Origin of the sequence: Marinimicrobium sp. UBA4209, assembly GCF_002381585.1 — a bacterium.
GTDB lineage: Bacteria > Pseudomonadota > Gammaproteobacteria > Pseudomonadales > Cellvibrionaceae > Marinimicrobium > Marinimicrobium koreense.
In genome coordinates, this window is the sequence record NZ_DFTP01000003.1 from 53,482 (window position 1) to 73,470 (window position 19,989).

Annotated in this window: 13 protein-coding genes; 11 read left to right on the forward strand and 2 right to left on the reverse strand. The window is 57.7% G+C overall.

Features of this window, described 5'->3' with window-relative positions:
* The first annotated feature begins 110 nt into the window (after positions 1-110).
* From rluD to clpB, 3 genes are all read left to right on the forward strand, one after another.
* Positions 111-1,058, forward strand: a complete 948-nt coding sequence (rluD, locus tag B3187_RS00315) for a 23S rRNA pseudouridine(1911/1915/1917) synthase RluD (protein ID WP_286804136.1) — start codon at positions 111-113, stop codon at positions 1,056-1,058.
* 20 nt (positions 1,059-1,078) lie between these two features.
* Entirely contained in the window at positions 1,079-1,840 is a 762-nt protein-coding gene (gene pgeF, locus B3187_RS00320; protein WP_286804137.1) for a peptidoglycan editing factor PgeF, read from the forward strand.
* A gap of 96 nt (positions 1,841-1,936) precedes the next feature.
* Entirely contained in the window at positions 1,937-4,582 is a 2,646-nt protein-coding gene (gene clpB, locus B3187_RS00325) for an ATP-dependent chaperone ClpB (protein WP_123639509.1), read from the forward strand.
* 19 nt (positions 4,583-4,601) lie between these two features.
* On the opposite strand, the gene B3187_RS00330 is transcribed toward clpB, so the two are convergent.
* On the reverse strand, positions 4,602-5,033 hold the full coding sequence (locus tag B3187_RS00330; protein ID WP_286804138.1) for a DUF4124 domain-containing protein: 432 nt from the start codon (positions 5,031-5,033) through the stop codon (positions 4,602-4,604).
* A gap of 512 nt (positions 5,034-5,545) precedes the next feature.
* Between B3187_RS00330 and B3187_RS00335 the strand changes: the two genes are divergently transcribed.
* The 6 genes from B3187_RS00335 (at position 5,546) to B3187_RS00360 (ending at position 16,865) form a co-directional block, all read left to right on the forward strand.
* Positions 5,546-7,282, forward strand: coding sequence for an acetolactate synthase 3 large subunit (locus B3187_RS00335; protein WP_286804139.1), 1,737 nt, complete (start codon positions 5,546-5,548; stop codon positions 7,280-7,282).
* 1 nt (position 7,283) lies between these two features.
* Positions 7,284-7,775 (forward strand): acetolactate synthase small subunit, encoded by a 492-nt coding sequence (ilvN, locus tag B3187_RS00340; protein WP_024462558.1) that lies wholly within the window; start codon positions 7,284-7,286, stop codon positions 7,773-7,775.
* Between the two features lie 380 nt (positions 7,776-8,155).
* Positions 8,156-11,323: a TonB-dependent receptor gene (locus B3187_RS00345; RefSeq protein WP_286804140.1), complete on the forward strand. Its 3,168-nt coding sequence runs from the start codon at positions 8,156-8,158 to the stop codon at positions 11,321-11,323.
* 57 nt (positions 11,324-11,380) lie between these two features.
* A complete protein-coding gene (locus tag B3187_RS00350) occupies positions 11,381-14,014 on the forward strand; it encodes a hypothetical protein (protein ID WP_286804141.1) in 2,634 nt (877 codons plus the stop codon).
* A gap of 95 nt (positions 14,015-14,109) precedes the next feature.
* The gene (locus tag B3187_RS00355; RefSeq protein ID WP_286804142.1) at positions 14,110-15,423 is read left to right on the forward strand and encodes a glycosyl hydrolase; all 1,314 of its coding nucleotides are present in this window, start codon (positions 14,110-14,112) and stop codon (positions 15,421-15,423) included.
* A gap of 215 nt (positions 15,424-15,638) precedes the next feature.
* Positions 15,639-16,865: a glycoside hydrolase family 27 protein gene (locus B3187_RS00360; RefSeq protein WP_286804143.1), complete on the forward strand. Its 1,227-nt coding sequence runs from the start codon at positions 15,639-15,641 to the stop codon at positions 16,863-16,865.
* 42 nt (positions 16,866-16,907) lie between these two features.
* Here B3187_RS00360 and ilvY read toward each other — a convergent pair whose 3' ends face one another.
* Positions 16,908-17,783, reverse strand: coding sequence for an HTH-type transcriptional activator IlvY (ilvY, locus tag B3187_RS00365; protein WP_123639502.1), 876 nt, complete (start codon positions 17,781-17,783; stop codon positions 16,908-16,910).
* A 145-nt stretch (positions 17,784-17,928) separates the two neighbouring features.
* On the opposite strand from ilvY, the gene ilvC reads away from it, so the two are divergent.
* Complete coding sequence (gene ilvC / locus B3187_RS00370; RefSeq protein WP_286804144.1) at positions 17,929-18,945, forward strand: ketol-acid reductoisomerase; 1,017 nt, start codon at positions 17,929-17,931, stop codon at positions 18,943-18,945.
* 112 nt (positions 18,946-19,057) lie between these two features.
* Positions 19,058-19,960, forward strand: a complete 903-nt coding sequence (pssA, locus tag B3187_RS00375; protein ID WP_123639500.1) for a CDP-diacylglycerol--serine O-phosphatidyltransferase — start codon at positions 19,058-19,060, stop codon at positions 19,958-19,960.
* Positions 19,961-19,989 lie beyond the last annotated feature (29 nt).

Here is a 19,989-nt window from a genome sequence, read left to right on the forward strand (position 1 = left end):
TCCGTACCGGCCCACTGGAGCAGCGGGCTATTAAAACACAGAGCGTGCGTATACCAAAGCGCCCCGGTGGGGCCGCGCACTCTCGCACTCGATAGAGGTAATCACGCCCCATGGCGGATCAATTGCAACAGAGCACCCGCGTGCCCCCGGATATGGCCGGCATGCGCTTCGACCAGGTCGCCTCCGGGTTGTTCCCTGAATTCTCACGGGCCCGGCTCCAATCCTGGATAAAGGACGGCCAACTGACCCTGGACGGACGTATTGCCAAGCCCAAGGAGCGCCTGCTGGGCGGGGAGACCCTGCGCCTGGAGGCGGAGCTCGAAGCGCAGGGAGAATGGGAGCCCGAGGCCATCGACCTGAACATTGTTTATGAAGACGACGACCTGCTGGTGATCAACAAGCCCGCCGGTCTGGTGGTGCACCCGGCGGCGGGCAATCACACCGGGACCCTGCTGAACGCGCTTCTGCATCACTGCCCGGCCCTGGAGGGGGTGCCCCGGGCGGGCATCGTGCATCGTCTGGATAAGGACACCACGGGCCTGATGGTGGTGGCCAAGACACTGTCGGCCCACACCGACCTGGTAGAGCAGTTGCAGGAGCGCATTGTCAGTCGCGAATACGAGGCGGTGGCCATTGGCACCATGACCGGTGGTGGTACCGTGGATGCGCCCATTGGTCGCCACCCGCGCCAGCGCAAATTAATGGCCGTTCTGGAGCGCGGCGGCAAGCGCGCCGTGACCCACTATCGGCTGCTGGAGCGCTTTGCGGCCCACACCCATATCCGGGTCAAGCTGGAAACCGGCCGCACCCATCAGATCCGGGTGCATATGGCGCATATCCGCCACCCGCTGGTGGGTGATGCCACCTATGCCGGGCGCTTCAAAATTCCCAAGGGCGCCAGTGACGAGCTGATTCACGAGCTGAAAAGCTTCCCCCGCCAGGCGCTGCACGCGGCCCGGCTGGGGCTGGAGCACCCCGGTACGGGGGAGTATCGTGAGTGGACCGCGCCCTTGCCCGAAGACTTCCAATCTTTACTGGCCGCCCTTCGGGCCGGCTGAGTCAATCACCGGAGACTGCTATGTCCGAGCTTGAGCTTATCCGCCCCGACTGGCCCGCCCCGGAGCGAGTGCGGGCCGCCATCACCACCCGCCAGGGGGGCGTGAGTGAGGGCCCCTACGCTCAGTTCAACCTGGCATTGCACGTGGGGGACGACGCCTCGGCGGTGCAGCGCAACCGTGCTCTGCTGCAGGCGGAGCTCGGGCTGGAGCGCGGACCTCAATGGCTGGAGCAGATTCATGGCACGGCGGTGGTCGAGGCGCAGGACGATGGCCGGGTTTTGACCGCCGATGGCTGTCATACGAAACAGCCCGGACTGGCCTGCGCGGTGCTGACCGCGGATTGTCTGCCGGTGCTGCTGTGCAATCAGCAGGGCACGCGAGTGGCGGCGGTGCATGCCGGCTGGCGGGGCTTGGCCCAGGGGGTGCTGGCAGCGGCGGTGGCACGTTTCAGTGAACCCTCGGCGCAGTTGCTGGCCTACCTCGGTCCCGCGCTGTCTCAGCCCCACTTTGAGGTGGGGGTGGAGGTGCTGGAGGCGTTTTTTGAACAGGCGCGCAACGAAGCCCACAATGAGGCCATTGCACAGGCCTTCCAGCCCGGTCAGAAGCCGATGCATTTTCAGGGCGATTTGTATGTTCTGGCTCGCGCCGAGCTTGAGGCTCTGGGGGTGACCGCCGTTTACGGCGGTGATTTCTGCACCTACCGCGACCGCGAGCGATTTTATTCTTATCGCCGGGATCGCGACACCGGCCGGATGGCCAGCTTGATCTGGATCAACCCCTGACACAAAGCGCGGCCTCGCGCCTTGCTTTTTCGGGGTGTGCCCCCATTCTTTTAACCATACTTGGTTATCAGTAATGACTATTCTTGAGGCACACCCATGCGCATTGATCGATTGACCAACCAGCTGCAAACCGCGTTGTCTGACGCTCAGTCCCTGGCAGTGGGCCGGGATCATAGCCAGCTGGAATCCTACCACCTGCTCCAGGCGCTTCTGGATCAACAGGGCGGCACGGCTCGCTCACTCCTGGCGCAATCCGGCTTCAATATGACCGGCCTGCGCAATGAGCTGGCCAAGCAACTGGAGAACCTGGCCAAAGTGCAGAATCCGACCGGCGATGTGGGTATGTCCCAGGAGCTCGGCCGCCTGCTCAATCTGGCCGATCGTCGCGCCCAGAAAGCTGGTGACAAATTTGTCTCCAGCGAGTCGGTCCTTTTGGCCGCCATGCTCGATGGCGAGAGCCAGTTGGGCAAACTGCTCAAACAGTTTGGTGACGCCACCAGCCTGGAGCAGACTGTAGAGAAAGTCCGCGGCGGTGAAACCGTGGACGATGCCGACGCCGAGGGCAATCGCCAGGCGCTGGAAAAATACACCCTGGATCTCACCGCCCGGGCCGAAGCCGGGAAGCTGGATCCGGTGATTGGCCGGGACGATGAAATTCGCCGGACCATCCAGGTCCTGCAGCGCCGTACCAAAAACAACCCGGTACTGATTGGTGAGCCCGGTGTCGGTAAAACCGCCATCGTGGAAGGGCTCGCCCAGCGAATCGTCAACGGCGAAGTCCCCGAAGGCCTGAAAAACAAACGTCTCCTGTCGCTGGATCTGGGCAGCCTGCTGGCGGGTGCCAAATTCCGTGGCGAGTTTGAAGAGCGCCTGAAGTCCGTGCTCAAAGAGCTGGCCCGGGAAGAGGGGCAGGTCATTCTGTTTGTCGACGAACTGCACACCATGGTCGGGGCCGGCAAGGCCGAAGGCGCCATGGATGCGGGCAATATGCTCAAACCGGCACTCGCGCGCGGCGAACTGCACTGTGTCGGGGCCACCACCCTGAATGAGTATCGCCAGTACATCGAGAAAGACGCCGCACTGGAACGTCGCTTCCAGAAAGTGCTGGTGGACGAGCCGAGTGAGGCCGATACCATCGCCATTCTGCGGGGCCTGAAAGAGCGCTACGAAGTCCACCACGGGGTAGACATTACCGATTCGGCCATTATCGCCGCCGCCAAACTGTCCCAGCGCTACATCACCGACCGGCAACTGCCGGACAAGGCCATTGACCTGATCGACGAGGCGGCCAGTCGTATCCGGATGGAAATTGATTCCAAGCCGGAGGAGATGGACCGGTTGGAGCGGCGTCTCATCCAGCTCAAAATTGAGCGCGAGGCGGTCAAAAAGGACGAAGACGAGGCGAGTAAAAAACACCTGGAAAAAATTGAGTCGGATATCGACCGGCTCGAACGTGAGTACGCCGACCTCGACGAAGTCTGGCGTGCGGAAAAAGCCGCGCTGCAGGGCTCCCATGAGATCAAAAGCAACCTGGAGCAGGCCCGGCTGGATATGGAGGCGGCGCGCCGAGCGGGCGATCTCGCCCGTATGTCGGAGCTGCAGTACGGCGTCATTCCTGAGCTGGAGAAGCAGTTGGATATGGCCAGCCAAGTCGAAATGATGGAAATGAAGCTGCTCCGCAACCGGGTGACCGATGAGGAGATTGCAGAAGTGGTCTCCAAGTGGACCGGCATTCCGGTTTCCAAAATGCTTGAGGGCGAACGGGACAAGTTGATCCGGATGGAGGATGCCCTGCACCAGCGGGTGATCGGTCAGCACGAAGCAGTGGTCGCTGTGGCCAATGCGGTGCGTCGTTCCCGGGCCGGCCTGTCGGACCCGAACCGCCCCAACGGCTCTTTCCTGTTCCTCGGGCCAACCGGGGTGGGTAAAACCGAGCTGTGTAAGTCCCTAGCGGAGTTCCTGTTCGACAGCCAGGAAGCCATGGTGCGCATCGACATGTCCGAGTTCATGGAGAAGCACTCCGTGGCTCGCCTGATCGGTGCACCCCCTGGCTATGTCGGCTACGAAGAGGGCGGTTATCTCACCGAAGCGGTGCGCCGTCGTCCCTACTCGGTGCTGTTATTGGATGAGGTGGAAAAAGCCCACCCGGATGTGTTCAACATCCTGTTGCAGGTGCTGGAAGATGGCCGACTCACCGATGGCCAGGGCCGGACCGTGGACTTCCGCAATACCGTGATCGTGATGACCTCCAACCTCGGTTCGGATCGCATTCAGGACCTGGCGGAAGATCGCTCTTACGACACCGTGAGCTTCGACGAAGAGAAAACCGGAGACTCCCTGGGCAATGAAAACCGCTATGCGGCGATGAAAGACGCGGTCATGGAGGTGGTGGGACGTCACTTCCGGCCGGAGTTCATCAACCGGGTAGACGAAGTGGTGGTGTTCCACCCATTGGGTCGTGAGCAGATTCGCGGCATTGCCGATATTCAGCTCAGCCTGCTGCGCAAGCGTCTGGCTGAGCGGGATCTGACCTTGAGCCTGGACGATGCGGTGATGGATAAACTGGCCGAATCCGGGTTCGATCCGGTCTACGGCGCCCGGCCACTCAAGCGGGCGATCCAGCAGCAGATCGAAAACCCGCTGGCCCAGGATATTCTTCAGGGGCGCTTTGTGCCGGGGGATAATATCCATGCGGTGCTCAAGGGCGACCGCTTGAGCTTCGAGAAGCGCGCGCTCCACTGAGTGCGCGCTCGGAGTTGCTTCAGCAGGCTCGGTCCATAATCTGGCGGGCGGTTTCCGCCCGTTCGGACAGCTCCTCCTCGCCCAGGTAACGCCGACTGCCGTCCTCGGTCTCTACGGCAATCCGGCCTCCCCGCTCCAGGGTTTCCAGATTCTGTCGGGCCCGCTGACAGGCTTCATCCAGCTCCTGTTTCGAGGGTTGCTCGACATTGCTGGCCGCCGATTGTGGTTCCGGCTGCTCGGGTTCGGGGCGTGGATACTGGCTGGAGTAATCCACCGGTTCGCTGTGGCCTGTCTGGGTGCGCAGAGTTTCCGATGGACGCCCCTTGGGCGGATGAGACGTAAAATGCGTTACTCCCTCATCATCGACCCAGCGGTAAACCTGATCGGCCAGCCCCGTCAGTGGGGTGGCGCAGAGCGTGATGGCCAGCACGGCCAGAAGCGGGTGTTTCATGTTGGGCTCCCTTCGTTGGCGGGCGGCGGTAGTGGGCCGGTAAAAGCCATCCTGCGCTCATGGCCTCGCGCCGCATGTATCATGGATACACTATAGCCCGGAGGGACCCGTCGAGAAAGGTGTGTCCCGCGCCAGAGGCCGAACTTGTCCCCGATTTGTGAACTTATCGCCCAAGTCCCTGTTTACTCTTGACTTTCCGGAGCATTTTCCGAACAATAGCAAGTTCGCACGATGGCGTGTAGAGCCAGCCGACAACCTCGGTGCCGTACTCTACACCGGAGGCCGACCCGGCCCCCGAACCATCCGCAGCCGCGAAGGCGCGTTAACCTACGCCGCCTGCCCAGAGCCAGCCCGCAATTGCTACCCGCGCGGGAGGTCGGGGAATCCCAAGACTGACTCGATTCAGAGAAGCACAGCTCCCGATCCGAAGGGCGGGCAGGCCGTGGCTTCGTGGTTTGTGGTTGTTGCGACCCCTGAGTTCATACATTCATGGTTATTTGAGAGGTTACCCAGTGGAAATGCTATCAGGCGGAGATATGCTGATTCGCTCCCTGCGGGACGAAGGCGTCAAGCACGTGTTCGGTTACCCGGGCGGTGCGGCCCTGCATATTTACGATGCCATATTTCGGCAGAAAGACGTCAAGCACATCCTGGTCCGTCACGAGCAGGCGGCCACCCACGCGGCGGACGCCTATGCGCGCGCGACCGGTCAGGTGGGCACAGTGCTGGTGACGTCCGGCCCCGGTGCGACCAATGCCATTACCGGTATTGCCACCGCCTATATGGACTCGATTCCGATGGTGGTCATTTCCGGTCAGGTGGTCTCTGAGCGCATTGGTGAAGATGCGTTTCAGGAAACGGACATGGTGGGTGTGTCCCGGCCGATCGTAAAGCACAGCTTTATGGTCAAGCATCCGAGCGAGATTCCGGAAATCGTCAAAAAGGCTTACTACATTGCCTCAACCGGTCGTCCCGGCCCCGTGGTCATTGATATCCCCAAAGATATCACGGCGCCCGGTGAGACCTTCCCCTACGAGTACCCGGAAAAGGTCAAGATCCGCTCCTACAATCCGGCCACTCGCGGGCACACCGGGCAGATTCGCAAAGCCGTCCAATTGCTGCTGGAATCCAAGCGTCCGGTCATTTATGCCGGTGGTGGTGTTATTCAGGGTAATGGTTCCGATTTGCTGACCGATCTGGCCAAACGCCTGAACTTCCCGGTCACCAATACCCTGATGGGGCTGGGGGCCTACCCGGGTTCCGACCGCCAGTTCCTGGGTATGCTGGGCATGCACGGCACCTTTGAAGCCAATACCGCCATGCATCACAGCGATGTCATTCTCGCCGTGGGCGCACGCTTTGACGACCGGGTAACCAACACCGTCAGCAAGTTCTGCCCCAATGCCAAGATCATCCACATTGATGTGGATCCGGCCTCCATTTCCAAAACGGTTGCCGCCGATGTGCCTATCGTTGGATCGGTGGAGAGCGTGCTGACCGAAATGCTGGCCATGGTCAAAGAGAGCAAAGAACTGCCGGACGCCGATGCGATCAAGGCCTGGTGGAAGCAGATTGACGAGTGGCGTACCCGTCACGGTCTTTATACCGTGCCGCGCTACAACACCGACGGCGATAAAATCATGCCTCAGGATGTGATCAAGGCGCTGTACGAAGTGACTGGGGGCGATGCCTACGTCACCTCTGACGTGGGCCAGCACCAGATGTTTGCGGCCCAGTATTATCTGTTCGACAAGCCGCGTCGCTGGATCAACTCCGGTGGTCTGGGCACCATGGGCTTCGGCCTGCCGGCGGCTATGGGCGTACAGATGGCGCACCGCGATGCGGTAGTCGCCTGCGTGACCGGGGAAGGCAGCATACAGATGTGCATCCAAGAACTGGCGACCTGTACCCAGTATCACCTGCCGGTGAAAATCATCTGCCTGAATAACCATGCCCTGGGTATGGTCAAGCAGTGGCAGGATATGCAGTACGAAAGCCGCTACTCCGAATCACTGTACGAGGAGACTCTGCCGGATTTCGTCAAGCTGATGGAATCCTACGGGCATGTCGGCATTCGCGTGGAGCGCAAAGAAGACCTCAAAGCCAAGATGGAAGAGTGTTTCGCCATGAAAGATCGGGTGGTGTTTATGGACATCCAGGTTGACCCAAGCGAACACGTATACCCCATGCACGTTGCACCCAATGGGTCCATGCGCGACATGTGGCTGAGCAAGACGGAGCGTACCTGACATGAAACGTATTATTTCGGTATTGATTGAAAACGCCCCGGGCGCACTGTCCCGGGTGGTCGGGCTGTTTTCCCAGCGTGGCTACAACATTGAAACCCTGACGGTGGCCCCCACCGAAGACGAGACCCTGTCTCGCCTGACGTTGACCACCATTGGGGATGATCACAAGATTGAGCAGATCACCAAGCACCTGAACAAGCTGATCGATGTGGTCAAACTGGTGGATCTGACCGAAGGCGCCCACATTGAGCGTGAGCTGATGCTGGTCAAAGTCAAAGCCTCCGGTGCCCAGCGTGCAGAAGTGAAGCGCTGTGTAGACATCTTCCGTGGCCAGATCGTGGATGTCACCAGCTCGCTGTACGTCATCCAGATCACCGGCACCAGCGACAAACTGGACGCCTTCTTTCAGGCCGTGGGCGAAGCGTCCATTCTGGAAGTGGTGCGCTCTGGTGTGTCGGGTATCTCCCGCGGTGAAAAAGTACTGAGTCTGTAGCCTCGATTGGCGCCAGGGAGGGTGCCGGATCAAAGTGCTGTGACGCGGTATTGACGGCTTTCGTTATAAACTCCCTCCCTTTTTAGACCAAATCGTACCGAAAAAAATACCCACCCCTTCTTTTTTTGGTTGCCACCAAAAAGTATTTGGGCTAGGCTATTTGTAATCGGTTACAGATCCTAATAGCTTCCTGCTCTCTCAGGGAGCTTATTTTTGCCTTCAGTTTGGAACCGGTTACAGAGAATAAAGGGGGCTCCCGACTATAAAGAAACCCTGAGTTGTGGCGTCATCGGCCCACTCACCGGCTCGGAATCACTCCGAAGGCGACGGGCTTTCGCCCAGTCAATAACGTTAATAAAAGTAATAAGAGGAATGTCAGTATGATCAAACGCAGAGGGTATGGTTCGCAGAAAACCGCTTTGGCACTGGCCATCGGCTGCGCACTGAGTAGTGTGGGGGTGCAAGCCCAAGAGCAGGGAGGCGGTGAAGAGGAAACTAGTCTTCTCGAAGAAGTCATCGTGCGCGGAGTACGGGCTTCTCAGTCAATGGCCATTGATATCAAACGCGACTCTGATCGTATAGTCGACTCCATTGTTGCCGAAGACATTGGCCGGCTTCCCGATACCACCATCACCGATTCACTTCAGCGGGTGACAGGGGTGCAGATCACCCGAGAAGCCAATGAGGGCACCAGTCTGAACATTCGTGGTATGCCTCAGGTGTTGACCACGCTCAATGGAGAACAGTTTCTCAGCCCTCAATCGATTACCGGCGTTCAGCCGGACTACTCTGACATCCCTGCTGGCCTGATGAGCGGCGTAGACGTGTACAAATCTCAAAGTGCTTCCATGCTCTCGGGCGGGGTATCCGGGGTGGTTGATCTGAGGACGTTCAAGCCCCTGGCGCTGGATGAAGGCTGGACCAGTCGTCTGCGTCTGGAGGCGGCCCAGGGTCAGCGCTCCAAAAACGAAATGAAAGCCGATGGCACGGAAGGCACCCGCGACCCGGACCACAGTGCCAGTGTCATGGTGGGTTACAACTTTGACAATCGACTCGCCGTCTACGCCAACCTCAATCACTCGATTTCCAACGCGGCCAACTACTCCATCTGGAATGGCCATCGTCTGGGCTTTCTGGAGTCTCAGGGGGGGGCACCGCTACCCGTGGGCCCAGACCCGGTAAACAATGCCCCGGATTTGGCTGGCACCGGTAATCCGAACGATTGGTACATTGTCCCCGACCGTTACAGTGCCAACAGTCAATTCATGGAGCGTGAGCGCACGGGCGGCACCGTCAGCGCGGAGTGGGAGCTCAACGATAATTTTACTCTCAAGGGTGATGTGTTCTACACCCGTATGGACCGATACGATCGAGGGGTCAGCGCCGGCTTTAACGGTGGTAGTACTCCGCAGTCGTTTGAGGTCAATGGTGAGCCTGGCGTCTTTAGCGAGAATGTGTACAACGTCGTGCAGGACTCGCCCCATACTCAGGTTGAATACGGAGCCACCATTGGGGTGCCGGACGGCGCCGGTAATACTGTCAATCATGACTTGTATTACGTCACCGTGGCGGATGTCTGGGCGGCAGACTTCCAGACCCGCTCGGATAACGACATAGAAAAAACCGCTGCCATCAACACCAACCTGGAATTGAACTACACCAATCACGACAACCTGATCGCCAGTGTGCGTTATGTCCACGGTGAAGCAGAGAGTCAGACCCGCGAAGCGACGTTCCAGCAGGGGACTCCGGCGTGGCTCTGGGTTGATGAGGATGGTGAAGATGGTAAGGATCCGGTGGAAGGTTACCGCGTGACGGTGGATTATCGACCGGATTATCCCGAGTTCCACTATCAAGGGCCCAGTTTGGCCGATCCGGCGGTTCTCGACCAGTACCAAGGGTTCGCTCAAGGGAGCAATCTTGAGGCGGAGCTGGATGTCGTGCGTGCGGATGTAAACCTGCGTCTGGATTGGGGGCTGGTCGAATCCATTGATGTTGGCTTGCGTCACGGGATTCGGGAGGCACGCAGCGACCGATTCGAATATGTGACTGCTACCGGACGTTATACCGATTGGGAAGATCCGCGGGTTCCCGCGGATCTGCGCTACAAGCTGCTTCCGGGCAACCTGGTGTGGCAACGCTACCCCGACTGGCGCAAGTTCGATTTTTCGGAAACCAATATCAATCTGGTCGAGGTCGGTGGTTTACAGGACAATGGGTTTAGCGGTGACGACACCGTCGTCTTTACCGATTTTGGCCCCATTGGTGGGTTTGAAGACGGCGTAGCGGCTCTGAACCCCGACGCCTGGGACAGCCCCTATGACTTTATGACACGTCTGTACGGCGAGGTGCGGGCCGTGGAAAACCCCGGCTACAGCTACGACGTGGAAGAGGCCAGTACTTCCGCTCACGTACAGGTGAATTTCGAGAATTTCGATCAGGGACTCTTCGGTATCCCCTACTCAGGCAATGTCGGGGTGAAAGTGGTTCAGACCGATCGGACGGTCATCCGAAATGATGTGCCGGAAGTTCTCGATATGTTCAATTCCATCGGCTATGACGACTGGCAGAAGCTTGCGTTTGTTTACGGCACGCAAACCGATGAAGTGGACTTCACCGATGTGTTGCCTTCAGTCAACTTCAACCTGTTTCCCACAGACGATGTCACCGTTCGTTTCGGCTTTGCTGAGACTATGACCCGAAATGATCTGGATAACGTCGGAGCCAGCCTGAACCTCTGGTACCAGCGCTGCCCTAAAACCGATGAAAATGGTGAGCCGGTCATGGTGGTCGGTCCCTCCGGTCCGGTACAGGATGATGTCGGTTGTGTTGGAGGAGGTGAAGATCAGGGGCGTCCGGATATCGAGCCCTGGCGGGCCCGGGTCTATAACACGGCGGCAGAGTGGTACTTCGCCGAGAACTCCATCTTGGGTGCCAGCCTGTTCCTGATTGACGTGGAAACCGCCGTAGAACCGGGGCAGGAACAGCGCTCCTTCCGAGACCTTGATGGTATCGACCGCGGTCGCCGCGCCAATATCTGGACCACGCGAAACACCGGTGCCTCGGATTTATACGGGCTGGAGGTGGGCTATAAGCAGCCGTTCACTTTCCTGCCCGGGGAGCACCTCAGTGCGACGGGCATCGAAGCGAACTACACCTACTCGCAAAGCGAGTCCCAATACTCGGATCTGGAAGGGAACAAGTTTCCGCTGCCCTCTAACTCCGAGCATCAGGCCAACCTGATTCTGTGGTACGACAAAGGGGGGCTCAATGTTCGCGCGGCGTACAACTGGCGAAGCGAAGAGTACATGGAGCGGTTCGAAGTCAATACGACCGCTGCCGTCATGGAAATGGGGCAGTGGCTTGAGCCAACCGGTTACCTCGACCTGTCCGTCAATTACTGGATCAACGACAACATAAGCCTATACCTGAACGGCACCAATCTGACCAGTGAAAGCCGCCACAGCTATGGCCAGTGGGAAAATCATTTCCGTTCGCTGTGGGTTCAGGAACGCCGCTATGCAGCCGGCGTCAGCCTCTCGTTTTAACGATCGTGCTGACATCAATAAAGGCTTAACCGACTAAGAATAATTTCGGAGTTCATTATGAAAAAACAAATTGGCTATCTAGCGCTGCTCGCCTGTGCCTTCGGCCTGCAAGCCTGCGGCGGCAGCATGTTGGACACCCCGGATTCAGAAAAGCACAAGCTGATCCCCGAACCTGTTCAAGGAGATGAGGGGCGTCCGCGTCCTTCGGAAAATGCTCCGGTCTTGTCATCCGATGGTTCACAGTTGCTCGATGCCACCGGTGAACCAGTGCTTTTGCGCGGTGTAAACCTGCAATACGGCGATAACCCCTTGGAGCGAATCAATGGTATTACCTCGATTCAAGAGGTGGGCTCTAATGTGGTGCGTTTACAACTCCGCTCTGACACCACGGCGGATGAGCTCGAGGCGGCGCTGCTCACTGCGGTCGATGCTGGCCTCGTGGCAATAGTGACCTATTGGGAGCCCGAGGTTGCATGTGCCGCCGATGATGAAGCTCTGTTTGGGGCGGTGAACGACCTGTGGCTGAACGAGTGGGTTCCGGTGCTGGTGCAAGACCGCTTCCAGCCCCACGTTATGCTCAATCTGGCGAGCAAGTGGGGACCGACCGGCATTTTTAACTCGTACAGTCAGGGGTACCGGATCTACATTGACAATTACAAAGCCGTCATCCGGCAGATGCGCCGGGCCGGATTCCGCAACCCGATCGTGATTGATGCGCCCGGCTGTGGCCAGGATTACTATGCCTTCCTTGGTAATCGGGGGCGGGAGCTGTTGGCCGCAGATGATGAGGAAAATATTGTTCTTTCTGTGCATGCTTTCGGATCGCGCTGGCGTGACCGGGACGATATGGCGTCGGCGATGGAGCTATTGAAGGGCGAGCGTATACCGGTCGTTGTCAGTGAGTTCGGTGACTCCAATGCGGAAGAGGACGCTATTCGCCACCAGGATTTGATGATCTTGGCCGCCGGAGATAATGCAGCTCAGTTGCCCATCGATTGGCAGACGCCAGACGACAAAGCCGGTTATCTGGCAGTGCTGCCGGAGTCGATGAGTGTGCTTGGCCGGGAAGTGAGTATGGAGGTCTATCTGGATGAGGCCTACATGCAGGCCGCGGAAGGCGAGGGCGTCATGGGGCTTCAGATGTACCTCCGGGATAGTGAAGGGCGCTACGCCAACCTGGGGTGGAACTCAGCCGATAGCCTGCAGGCCAACCGCTGGTCAAGCCTGAAAAAAGTTGTTCAGGACGATAGCTCCTTTGGCTGGGCGGAAGACGGCTTTGATGCCTCCAGTGTCACCAAAATCGGGCTGGAGTTGGTGGCCAATGGTAAGAATCCCGAGGTGAATGGCGAGCTTCGTGTTGACAACATCAAAGTTATCGAGGCGTCTGTCCCGGAGTTGCTGCGGGAATGGACCTTCGATGATGGTGTTGCCGACTGGGCGCCAGCGTCCTGGGAGGATCCGCAAACTGGCGTTTCAGAAGTGGATGGCGCTCTTGCTCTCACCCGGGAGGCTGGGGATGGTGAAGTGCTGGCGCTTTCAGGTGCTATGGGCGGGGTCAGTTACTCGGGGCAGGTCGAAATTACCCTCGACGTATTGGTGCCGGCGGCCTACGGCGATGCCAGTCAGGAGCTTTACTTCACTGTCCTGTCCAATACCGCGGGCTGGCAGACGGCAAACTATCTGGGAGCTGGCAATGTCACGTTCGGCGAGTGGACTACTCTCACCTTTGAGGCAGAGTGGGCCGGTGGCTCAGACCTTGGGATCCAGATGGGTAACTTGAATGGCAGTGTTGAGCCGATTCTGTTCGATAACATCACTGTGCTTGGATTGCCTGAAGAGCAGGTTGCCTTCGAGTGGGGTACCCAGTATCAGTCTGATTTCACCGAAGGAACCGATGGCTGGGCGGTGCTCGGTTGGCACACTCTGCCGGTCAGTGTGTCGGCGGAAGATGGTGCTCTGGTCATGTCACCGCGCCCCTCTGAGGCGGGTGATACCTCGGATGATAACAACCGCACTTTCGCTGTCCAAAAGAATGATCTGAGCGAGGTGGAAAACTTCAATCTCAACAGTGAAACCCTGGAAATGACTCTGACCCTGCAGTTGGATGAGGCCTACGCTCAGGCACCGGAGGACTTTGAATTCCGCGTGTTCATTCAGGATGCTAATTGGTCTAACCACACCAATCTCGCGGTCTGGACCATTGAAGATCTGACGCCGGGTGAGTGGGTGACCAAAGAGTTCGTCATGGAGTTGCCCGAAGGATTTGAGCGCAACGGCACCCCGCAACACTTTGGTTTCCAGGTGTTCGGCGTCAGCGATATGCCCGATGCGCCAATCAAAGTCGGAGAAATGCGTATCGAGGGTGACATTCCGTTGGAGGTTGAGGAAGAAGTGGTCCAACTGATTGATTTCCACTATGCGGAACAGTTTGATTGGCTGGAAGTGGATATGGTCGAAGGCGGCTTGGTGGCAGATGACTTGCTTGCGGATGTTGCCTCGTTCGAACGTTCCGCCCCCATCAGTTGGTTGGCCTGGACGTGGATTGATAATTCGGAAAGCGCGGCCGGGTTTGACTTGTCCAACTCTGAAGAGACCAGCGTGGATTTGACGGATCGGGGTGAGCAGGTAGTCCATGGTAAAGGCGGCCTGATGGAGACCTCCGTTCCGGCTAGCTTTCCTGAGGCCGAATAGATCTGAGCGCTAGGACCAGTGCTCCCTCCGTCACTGGGAGCTCTGGTCCGATGTTTTGTTGTCTTTACAAGTGGTTTGATACTGGAAGAGACCAAATGAAACTCTATCTGTTTAAAAGTAGCACCTGTGCCGCAGCCATTCTGGCTTTTACGGCAGGAATTCTGGGGTGTGGTAGTAATAACGCTATTGAAGATAATCCCGATACCAATCAACACGATCCAGAAAATGCGCTGACCTATGTTGAGGTTGAGGGAGTGGACTACCCCTATTGTACTGAGCCGGAGGCATCGGTCGATTCCGATGGCGATGGCTGGGGGCAGCAGGTAATCAGTCAGGAGGAAGAAAACTGCGTTGTCGAGATGGGTGATATGGACCCCAACGCCCCCACGGTTGAAAAACTGGATGTTGCAGAGAATCTCGTCAATGACAATGCGACCGAGACGACCCGGACGGTTTACAGCTATCTGAAAAGTGTTTTCGGAAAGCAGGTGCTGTCAGGTCAGCAGGACTTGACGTGGAAAGATTCCACCGACATGTTCCAGCGAGTGGTCAATGACACCGGGCTGGCCCCTGCGATCATGGGCTATGACTTCATGAACTACACCGTAGCTGATGGGCAAGGGTGGTCTGGTTTGATGCAGACCGAAGAGGCGATCGCGCACTGGGAACTGGGAGGGCTGGTTACGTTCAACTGGCACTGGCGAGATCCGTCTGGAGAAACATTGGAGTTCTATACGGAATCCACCGGCTTCAGAGTACCAATGGATGGTGATCAACTTGATAGCGAGTCTGACGCGTTCGCCCAGATGGAGGCGGATGTCGACCGTATTGCACAGGAGTTGAAGGCTCTCCAGGACGCCGACGTTCCTGTCCTCTGGCGCCCTTTGCATGAGGCATCAGGCGGCTGGTTCTGGTGGGGGGCGACCCGAGATGATTCCGTCCATCCTGCTAACGCACAGATAGCGCTCTGGAAGTATTTGTACGATCGGTTAACGAATCATCACGAACTGAATAATCTGATTTGGGTATGGAATGGAGCCTCGGCTGATTGGTACCCGGGGGATCGATATGTAGATATTATTGGTGAAGATATTTACGGAGATGCGCAAGATTACGGCTCCAAACTCCCCAAGTTCAACGAAGCCGTCGAGTATCCGGACAGTGAAGACAAGATGGTTGCCTTGACAGAAAATGGCACGATTCCTCACCCGGACAATATCAAGGAGGATGGCGCCTGGTGGCTGTTCTTCGTGACCTGGAATGACGGGGACAGTGAAGAAGGTGTTACCAATAGCAGTAACTTCTGGACGGGCGAGTACTACAATGAAGATGCACATAAAGTTGAGGTTTACAACCATGAGCTGGTAGTCACTCTGGATGAGCTTCCGGAATTTCACAGCGAAAACTGATCCTTCCTAGGTTCGCTTCCGATTGGGTTTTCTGGCCGGGGGCGAACAAGATTGTTCAGACCTTTTTCAAAAAGGAAACCATTGGTTTCATTTTTCGTCTTTCGATCCTGGCGCCGACCCGTTCATTAACGGAGCATTGCATCAGGCTTGATGGGCGTTTTATCGCAAATTTTTAAAAGTAATATAAATCGTATATTTTGATAAGGGTAATCATTATGAGAAGTACAATTTTAACTTGGGCTACCGGCTTTCTGATTGGTTGGGCATCGTTGGCCGCAAATGCCGAAAAGTTTCCGCATCTTGCCGATACGCCGGCGATGGGCTGGAACAGCTGGAACACGTTCGACTGTAATGTCGACGAGTCGATGATTCGGGAAATGGCTGATGCCATGGTGGAGTCGGGTATGAAAGCGGCCGGATATGAGTACATCAATATTGATGATTGCTGGCACGGTGAGCGCGATGCTCAGGGCAATATTCAGGTTAATAAAGATCGGTTTCCCTCCGGGATGAAAGCCCTGGCCGAATATGTACATCAGCGTGGCTTGAAGCTGGGGATTTATTCCGATGCGGGTAATACCACCTGCGCCGGCTATCCGGGCAGTCGAGGCTACGAGTATCAGGATGCGCGTACCTACGCAGAGTGGGGCATTGATTACCTGAAGTACGACTGGTGTGATACCGAGAATATCAACCCGATTGGCGCATACACTACGATGCGCGACGCGCTCAAACGCGCCGGACGACCGATTTTGTTCAGTATCTGTGAGTGGGGGGATAACCAGCCCTGGAATTGGGCGGAGGATGTGGGGCACTCCTGGCGGGTCAGTGGCGATATCTACCCCTGCTGGGATTGCGAGCTGAGTTGGGGTTCCTGGTCATCCTGGGGTGTTCTGAAGATTCTCGAAATGCGTGCCGATGAGCGACTGCGTCAATACGCGGGCCCAGGTCATTGGAACGACTACGATATGCTCGAAGTGGGCAACGGTATGACAGAGGCGCAGGACCGCAGCCATTTCACCCTGTGGGCCATGTTGAACTCGCCGCTGATCGCCGGAAACGACCTGCGCAACATGAGTGATGCCACACGCGACATTCTGACGAACCGAGACATCATTGCCTTGAATCAGGACCCTCTGGGTGTACAGGCCATGAAGTACCTTCATCAGGGAGAGCTGATGATTTATGTAAAACCGCTGGAAGGCGGTGACTGGGCCTTCATGTTTCTGAACCGCGGGGATACGCCGCTGAGCTATACCCACGACTGGGCTCATCATTTTGAAGTGAAGGATGATCAGTTTGGCCATCACATCAACTTTCACGATCAGCAGTTCACCTGGCATCGGCTTTGGAGAGATGGCGAGGGGGATACCAGTAAACCGCTTCGGTTAAAGCTGGCCGCACACGATGTGGCAGTGTTGCGGTTGTCCCCAGTGCGGTAAATTCCTGTATGGCTGGTGGCGGGTTAGCTGCTCCGGGGGGGGTTAACCCGCCACCTGTTCCCATAGTGCTGACACAATTGGGCTTTTAAGCCGCCTTTGCAGCACGCAGATGCCGGTTTCGAAGGGCCCCAGGTCCGGCTGCTGCGGCAGCGGCTTGACCCGCTGGCGCAGGGGGCTGTTTCTGAGCACAATCTCTGGCACCAATCCGACCCCGAAACCGAGGCTCACCATGCTGACGATTGCCTCATTGCCTTTGACCTCTGCGTAAATGTCGGGTGTCAGCTGTTGTGCCCGGCACCAGCCGTCAAAGCGCTCCCGGGCAATCCCCTCTTCCGGGATGATGATCGGCCAGCGCCGCCAGTCCTGTTCGGAGCCGGCCTGATTGGCGAGCAACGCCGGGTCCTCGGGGCCGATGAACACCAGGGGTGACTCGGCAATGGACTTGAACTCCAGGCTTCCCGGCAGACGGTCGGGCCGGGCGGCAATCGCAATATCCTCCTGTCCCGCCAGAATCCGCTCGACCGCCTGGGCGGGGTCCCCCGTGTGCAGTTTGATGGCGATGCCGGGATAGCTGCCCCGGAACTGGGTCAGCAAGTCGTGCAAAAAGCTGTAGCTGGCGGTCACCGAGCAGTAAATGCTCAGTTGGCCGCGCAGCTCGTCGGCGCCCTGGTGCAGTGCTTCCTGAAAGGTCTCCCACTGTTGAAGGCTTTCCCGGGCAAACCGTTGGAATCGTTCGCCCTCGGGCGTCAGGTTCACGGATCGGTTATCCCTCAGCATCAGCGTCACGCCCAGCTCCTCTTCCAGCTGTTTCAGGTTGCGGCTGATGGTGGAGGGGCTGACGTGACACTGGGTAGCCGCTCGCCCAAAGTGGCGTGTGGCGGCGAGCGCCAGATAGAGACGAAGCTTTGTGGCGTCCATCGGGATCTCCTGCCGTTGATTGATGTTGCATTATATGCAATATCAAGTTGCGAATATATCATTTTACGTTATGAGTGTTTTTCCTTAAACTGCCGGCCGATATTCAATCGTTCCCCGCCTTTGGGCGACTATTCAGGAGATGAACATGCACGTTTATTACGACAAAGATTGTGATCTTTCCATCATCAAGGGCAAGAAAGTGGCCATTCTGGGCTATGGCTCCCAGGGTCACGCGCACGCCAACAACCTGAAGGACTCCGGTGTTGAGGTTGTGGTCGGTCTGCGTGAAGGCTCTGGCTCGGTCAAGAAAGCCGAAGGCGCTGGCCTGAAAGTGGCCAATGTAGCCGACGCGGTGAAAAGTGCCGATATCGTCATGGTTCTGACTCCGGACGAGTTCCAGTCTGCGCTCTATAAAGACGAGATCGAGCCCAACCTGAAGCAGGGCGCTACCCTGGCCTTCGCTCACGGCTTTGCCATCCACTACAACCAGATCGTGCCCCGCCAGGATCTGGATGTCATCATGGTGGCGCCCAAGGCTCCGGGTCACACCGTTCGCACCGAGTTCGTCAAAGGCGGCGGTATTCCGGATCTGATCGCGATTTTCCAGGATGCGTCCGGCAAGGCCAAAGACGTAGCGCTGTCCTACGCTTCCGCTATCGGCGGTGGTCGTACCGGTATTATTGAAACCACCTTTAAAGACGAAACCGAAACCGACCTGTTCGGCGAGCAGGCGGTGCTGTGTGGCGGTACCGTTGAGCTGGTCAAGGCCGGCTTTGAAACCCTGGTGGAAGCCGGTTATGCCCCGGAAATGGCCTACTTCGAGTGTCTGCACGAGCTGAAGCTGATTGTTGATCTGATGTACGAAGGCGGTATTGCCGACATGAACTACTCCATCTCCAACAACGCGGAGTATGGTGAGTATGTGACCGGTCCCCAGGTCATCAATGACGAGTCCCGCGAAGCCATGCGTCAGGCCCTGCGCAACATCCAGAACGGTGAGTACGCCAAGCGCTTTATCAGCGAAGGCGCCCTGAACTACCCGGAGATGACCGCCCGTCGTCGTCTGAATGCGGCGCATCCGATCGAGCAGGTCGGTGAGCGCCTGCGCGCCATGATGCCCTGGATCGGTTCCAACAAGATCATCGACAAGTCCAAGATCTGAGTTCTTGCGCAGGGGCCCTCCGGGCCCCGAGCACTCGTTCAGCCCGCTGCGGGATCACCTGCAGCGGGCTTTCGTGTACCATGGGGACAGGAAATTCAGTGTTGAGGTGGCTATGACAAACAACGATCAGGACTCCCGGCTGCAGGAAGGGGATGAGGGTTTTCTCCCCTTTGACGAGCATGTAGAGGAGGTTTCCGAGAACGGCAAGAAGGTGCGGCACCGTGGGGTGTACTTTCTCCCCAATCTGTTTACCACCGGGGCTCTCTTTGCGGGCTTCTACGCCATCATTTCCGCCATGCACGGCAATTTTGACAGTGCGGCCATTGCCATTTTCGTGGCCATGGCTCTGGATGGCCTGGATGGGCGGGTAGCCAGGCTGACCAACACCTCTAGCGCGTTCGGTGAACAATACGACAGTCTGTCGGACATGGTGTCCTTCGGGTTGGCGCCATCCCTGGTCATGTTCAGTTGGGCGCTGTCGGACTTGGGAAAGCTCGGCTGGGCGGCCGCCTTTGTGTTCGCCGTCTGCGCCGCTTTGCGCTTGGCCCGGTTCAACACCCAGATAGGTGTGGTCGACAAGAAGTACTTCGTCGGTCTGGCCAGCCCGCCGTCGGCGGCCATTCTCGCGTCCATCGTATGGACTGGCCATAGCGGCGATGTGTCGGTGTCCGTCGCGGTGGCCTCGGCGCTAATCACGACCATCGCCGGGCTGTTAATGGTCAGCAATGTTCGCTACTACAGCTTCAAGGACATCGACTTCCGCGGGCGCGTACCCTTTGTGGTCATGTTGATGGTGGTGGGGGTGTTTGTGGTGGTCAGCATCAACCCGCCGGTTGTGCTGCTGTGCATGTCAGTCACCTACGGCCTGTCGGGCCCGGCCATCTGGCTCTGGCGGCGCCGGGCCTCTCTGGTGGGGTGGGTGAATAGCAGTAAAGAGGGCGATGATTCCTCTGCTCAGGGCAGCGCTGAATCCGGCGAAGAGGATGCGCCCGAAGAGGTACGCAAGGAGCCTTAAAACTTTTTTCAAAAAGTACTTGCGCGCCC